Genomic DNA, 5,038 nt, shown 5'->3' with positions numbered 1-5,038 from the left:
TTAGAGTACTTCCTAAAAGCCGTATGGGTAAAGCCATCGAATATACTTACACGCTCCTTCCAAGACTTTCCAGATACGTAAACGACGGAAGAATCGAAATTGATGACAACCGCATAGAAAATGCCATAAGACCTTTGGCTTTGGGAAGAAAGAACTATCTGTTCTGCGGCAACGACGCATCCGCATACAGGGCTGCCATCGTGTACTCACTGATTGCCACCTGCAAATCAGCAGAAGTAGACCCTAGAATCTGGATGGAAGATGTCCTGAGCAAAATTCCATATTATGAGAGGGATGAGAAGAATATGGAAGAACTTCTACCACGTAATTGGGCAAAATCCAATCAAACTTGTTCCGAATAGATACTATTAGTTCCGAATCGACTACGAATAGCACCGATTCGGAACTAATTCACAAAATTTGCAACGTGGTTTACCGAATGCTTACCCTTAAACGATGCGTCTGTTTCCTCTCTAAATAGTGATTTGATGCCATTTAAAGACATTTGCCCTACAGAATTTCAAAGCTTGGCAACAAATGGCTCGAATTGGCACTAATTGGCACAGTTAATATAGGTGATAAAAGAAAATGTGATTTTATTGTTTTTGTTTGCGAAGCTGGTCTATTACCTCGTCTATATCGAAGAATTCCAGATTGGTGAATGATTTCTTGCTGGACTTTATCAGACCGTCCTTTATCCATTTATTGACGGATGCTTGGGTTGTCTTCATCCATTTGGCTAAATGAACATTTGTAATCAGGTAGCATCTGTTTAATTGCGTAACAGTATGTTTGTTTGCTGAAAAGCCACGCTGCAGACGGTCTATCAGTATATCGATGTCTTTTTTGATGATTTTGGGTGCTGGTCTGTTTTCTTTGATGATCAGTTCAATAGAATTCATGTCGAAGTTAGCCAACTGTGGTAGTTTGGATAACTCTTCGATGATATGACCAGCACATCGCAAATCTTGAATATGGAATGTCAATTGCTTTCGTCTTGGCATAGTAGTGATTTTCCTTTTTCAGTGGTATAGTATTTCTGCAAACGGCTGTTAGGCTTATCAGGAACAGTCATTGCCAACAATCCTTCTGCAATAAGAGGGTTTATATATTTCCTCTTAAACTTTGTTCTATCACTAAAATTGAATAAAGCAATAATCTGAGTTAAAGAATTTTCGAGCAAGCATGCTTCCAATATAGTTTTTATCTCCTTTTGACTTAATGCTAACTTAGTGCCGACTTGCTGCCAACTTAGTGCCGACTTAGTGCCGACTTGTCGGTGACTGGTCGGTATATTTTCTGCAAACTCAAATTCTTTAGGGTCGCGATAAGTAATGGAAAAGACAAACTCCTCTCCACTATGAATCTCTATCTCAGAGTTTTCAAAGTATAACGGAGCATATTTCCGAATATTTTTCTGTCCAGATCCAAGCTCCTCAGCCCATTTCATTTCACGGAATACCTTTGTTATTAGCGGATTCTTTGTACGGGTACGCCAGTCATTTATATCTATATCCCCTGTTTGGAAAGGTTTCGTCCAATTCTCCGTTATGACCCGGTCACGGAATATGAGAAACTTATTGGTATATGAACTGATATATTCACGATGCAGAAGGGTATTTGAAATCACTTCTCTGAATATCATTACCCGTAAATCCAAACGGTCTATACCATTATCTGCCAAACGGAACTTATCAGGCATGTTGCGTTGCACAAAATTCAGCAAACGGATATATGACTGAATCAAATTTACGCATATCATATCCCGGTCATTGTAACGAATATCAGGGTCAGTCGGAAGCGGATGCAAGAAACGCTCGTAAGATATGCTACGGTAAATGGCATCCGTACGATGCCAAGGACAACAATTTAGAATAGTCTGTTCCTTGCCAAATAAAAGAATGGCAGCCAACTTATATCCTTCTCTGTTTGTTCCCCGTTGTTTACCCCAAAACAGACTTTTCAGGAATTCTTCATTTGTCATGCTCAGCCACGGATGATTGGAGTTATGAATGGAAATGTGGCTGCGCATAATCTTGAACGATTCTTCATCCATATCCGCCAATGTTACATCGGGAAATACTTCATTCTCGGAAGATTCCTTTTCTTTTCGCATGAACATGTTCTTAACCAGATAAGTATGCTTTGACACATCATTATCTGCATCCCCCCAACGGTCGTAAAAGCGGTTCTTATATCTATGTACCTGTTCACTCTCCGGCACATTCAGATACAGGATAATCTTACCGTCTATCTCTGTCTGCTCTGGCGTGATTGGCATTGGAGGAAGAAACTGTTCAGGATTATTCAGCGTATTGATAATACTTTTGGTCATATCTGTTACGCATTTAGGGTTAATTCCCAATATTGTACCATCATCATCCACCCCTAAAAAGATATATCCTCCCTCTGCATTCAGAAAAGAACATACCGTTTCATATACGGAAGCCGAAACCTTATCCGTGCATTTCTTAAATTCTACTTGCTTATTCTCACCATGCGAAAGCAAGTCCTTTATTTTATCTGTTGATAACATACAGTTTCTTTTATAATACTTTTACCGCTTCGTCTATTACACTACTGGCAAAACTATCCAAATAAGTATTGGTCGTTGCCAAATCACTGTGACCTAATATCTGTGAGATAACTTCACGTGGTACTTGATTGTCCTGTAAAGTCATAGCCATTGTATGACGACTCACATAGCTGGTCAGCTTCATGTCCGTAATCCCCAAAGTCTGCGCTAAGTTAGCCAAATTCTTGTTATTACGTCCAAAACGGCTACGAATATGATTATATAGTCGTTCCCCCTTGTACCCGGCAATGGAAACAATCGGCAACAAATAATCTTCCACTAATATAGATAGTATGAGCAGCAAACCAATCCAATAAATTTTGTATTTCTTGTGTAATTCTAATCTGAATTGGTTTTACCCGTTTGGCCTCCTTTGTCTTATTTCGTTTATATACGATATAGTTACCCCCTTATAACGGATGGTATTCTTCTTTATTAATAATGCTGCATCAATGAAAGAAATACCATAACAATAGTACGAAAATAATCAGAAGTAACTACGCCATATTCTAATCGCTACAGATATATTGAATTTCAGATATACACTTTCCTTCCCCCTCAACGCATTTTATAAGCCAATACAAAATAAGCTACAAACGTACAAGCCATCAGTACCACACCGAACACTGACAAATAAATCGCACCCGCACAGCTTTTCCCAAGCAACTTCCCCAAATTCATACAGCTGATTGCCACATTCCAGAATTGACACAACCGTATAGCCAACACATATTGCCGACCTATATTTTTCTCAGTAATCCGAAATGCAAAATGGTAGTATCGGACTGGAACAAACATACTGCATCCCAACACCAAAAATAAAAGCAACATTACCATTCCCGACATAGCGTGTTCCTGAAAAAACAAGCCCCCAATCTGCCGAGTCTGATACAGTATATATATCCAACCCGCCAAGACTGGCAGGAAAGCGACTCCTGTCAGTAAATAGTCGAACCCTGTCCGCTGATACCGGACATTGCTACCACTCCCTGTATAAAATCCCAAATTAATCATCCGATTCTTCTCCCTCTTTTTCCTTCCGGTTACTTTTCTTCAATCTCCCGCTTTTGCGCAAGGCCTCATTGATAATCCACTGCAATTGACCATTGGTACTACGGAATTCATCAGCTGCCCACTTTTCTATGGCATCCATTGTGGCAGCGTCTACCCGCAGTACAAAGCTTTTGGTCGTATTTTCTTTCTTGGGCACTATATCCTCACCTAAAATTAAACGATTTCTACTCACATAAGAACAGAACGGGAGTACCGTCTGTCATTCCCAGATTTAATGGTTCAGCGTGCCAGTATTCAACACCGGCTGGGCAGCCTCATCCGCACAGAGTACCACTAGCAGATTGCTTACCATAGCGGCTTTCTTTTCTTCATCCAGCTCCACGATTTCCTCTTTCGACAATTTGTCCAGTGCCATGTGAACCATTGAAACGGCTCCTTCCACAATTTTCTCACGGGCACTGATAATTGCCGAAGCCTGCTGACGCCGAAGCATGACCGCTGCGATTTCCGGTGCATAAGCCAAATAATTGATACGGGCCTCCAGCACTTCCATACCGGCCATTGCCAGACGCTCATTCAGCTTTTGTTCCAGCTGCTCATTGATTTCCTCACCTCCCGAACGGAGTGTCAATTCATTCGCATCCGATTCATTGTCATCATAGGCGTACTGTCCGGCCACCTGACGTAAAGCCGCATCACTCTGTATCTTCACAAAGTTCTCAAAGGCATTCATACGGCTGGCCACCGCATTCCCCACGTTTGCCGACTTACCGTCTCCCGTGCTGGCCATGGTCTGTGCGTCAATCTCAAACATGGCTTTGTAGGTATCTTTCAACCGCCACACCAATACCAACCCAATCAGAATGGGATTACCTATCTTGTCATTCACCTTTATAGGCTCCACATCCAGATTACGCGCACGAAGTGATAATTTCTTCTTGTCCATGAACGGATTCACCCAAAAGAATCCTGTTTCTTTAAAGGTACCTTTATATTTGCCAAAGAAAACCATGGCACGTGCTTCATTGGGTTCCAGCTGCATATAGCCGCAATTCAAAATAATCCACAATAACACCATCACTCCCCCCAATATATAGAAAAGAGTTTCTCCCACAGTAAAACACCACACCGTTATTCCGGCCCATACAAATAAGAACAAGAAAAGAGCTAAAAAGCCATTCATTTTAAAGCCACTGAATTTCATTTCCTTCGTTTCCATATCCATTAGATTTAAATGATATTATTTTGATATCACAAATATATTATTTAAGGAATTAAAATCCAAGTGCAGGAGCTTTCTATTTCCATCTTTAACAATCTATAACCGTGAAGGTGGACCGATTCAAACGAGAAGAGGGTGTGTCAAAAAGCATACCCTCTTTTTTTATGACAACGCCCCGACTTTCCCAAGCCGAGGCGTTGTTATTACCTAAAGATTTTGTATCTTTA

Annotated in this window: 7 protein-coding genes; 1 reads left to right on the top strand and 6 read right to left on the bottom strand. The window is 40.8% G+C overall.

All coding sequences use genetic code 11. The features are described from left to right. On the top strand, nucleotides 1-362 hold a 362-nt coding region (locus tag OCV81_RS17425; RefSeq protein ID WP_262640535.1), incomplete at its 5' end, for an IS66 family transposase. A gap of 234 nt (nucleotides 363-596) precedes the next feature. On the opposite strand, the gene OCV81_RS17420 is transcribed toward OCV81_RS17425, so the two are convergent. The 6 genes from OCV81_RS17420 to OCV81_RS17395 form a co-directional block, all read right to left on the bottom strand. Then, nucleotides 597-1,004 (bottom strand): hypothetical protein, encoded by a 408-nt coding sequence (locus OCV81_RS17420; protein ID WP_148331103.1) that lies wholly within the window; start codon nucleotides 1,002-1,004, stop codon nucleotides 597-599. Further along, on the bottom strand, nucleotides 983-2,536 hold the full coding sequence (locus tag OCV81_RS17415; RefSeq protein ID WP_148331102.1) for an RNA-binding domain-containing protein: 1,554 nt from the start codon (nucleotides 2,534-2,536) through the stop codon (nucleotides 983-985). Before OCV81_RS17415 ends, OCV81_RS17420 begins: the two co-directional genes overlap by 22 nt. Nucleotides 2,537-2,546: 10 nt before the next feature. Beyond that, the gene (locus OCV81_RS17410) at nucleotides 2,547-2,855 is read right to left on the bottom strand and encodes a tyrosine-type recombinase/integrase (protein ID WP_262640533.1); all 309 of its coding nucleotides are present in this window, start codon (nucleotides 2,853-2,855) and stop codon (nucleotides 2,547-2,549) included. A gap of 278 nt (nucleotides 2,856-3,133) precedes the next feature. Next, entirely contained in the window at nucleotides 3,134-3,589 is a 456-nt protein-coding gene (locus OCV81_RS17405; protein ID WP_148331101.1) for a hypothetical protein, read from the bottom strand. Beyond that, nucleotides 3,582-3,785, bottom strand: a complete 204-nt coding sequence (locus OCV81_RS17400) for an Arc family DNA-binding protein (RefSeq protein WP_022352889.1) — start codon at nucleotides 3,783-3,785, stop codon at nucleotides 3,582-3,584. Before OCV81_RS17400 ends, OCV81_RS17405 begins: the two co-directional genes overlap by 8 nt. 75 nt (nucleotides 3,786-3,860) lie before the next feature. After that, a complete protein-coding gene (locus tag OCV81_RS17395) occupies nucleotides 3,861-4,808 on the bottom strand; it encodes an SPFH domain-containing protein (protein WP_022352888.1) in 948 nt (315 codons plus the stop codon). Between the last annotated feature and the right edge of the window lie 230 nt (nucleotides 4,809-5,038).

Source organism: Phocaeicola fibrisolvens (assembly GCF_025567125.1).
Classification (GTDB): Bacteria; Bacteroidota; Bacteroidia; order Bacteroidales; family Bacteroidaceae; genus Phocaeicola; species Phocaeicola fibrisolvens.
This window is presented reverse-complemented; position numbering and strand designations above follow the sequence as displayed.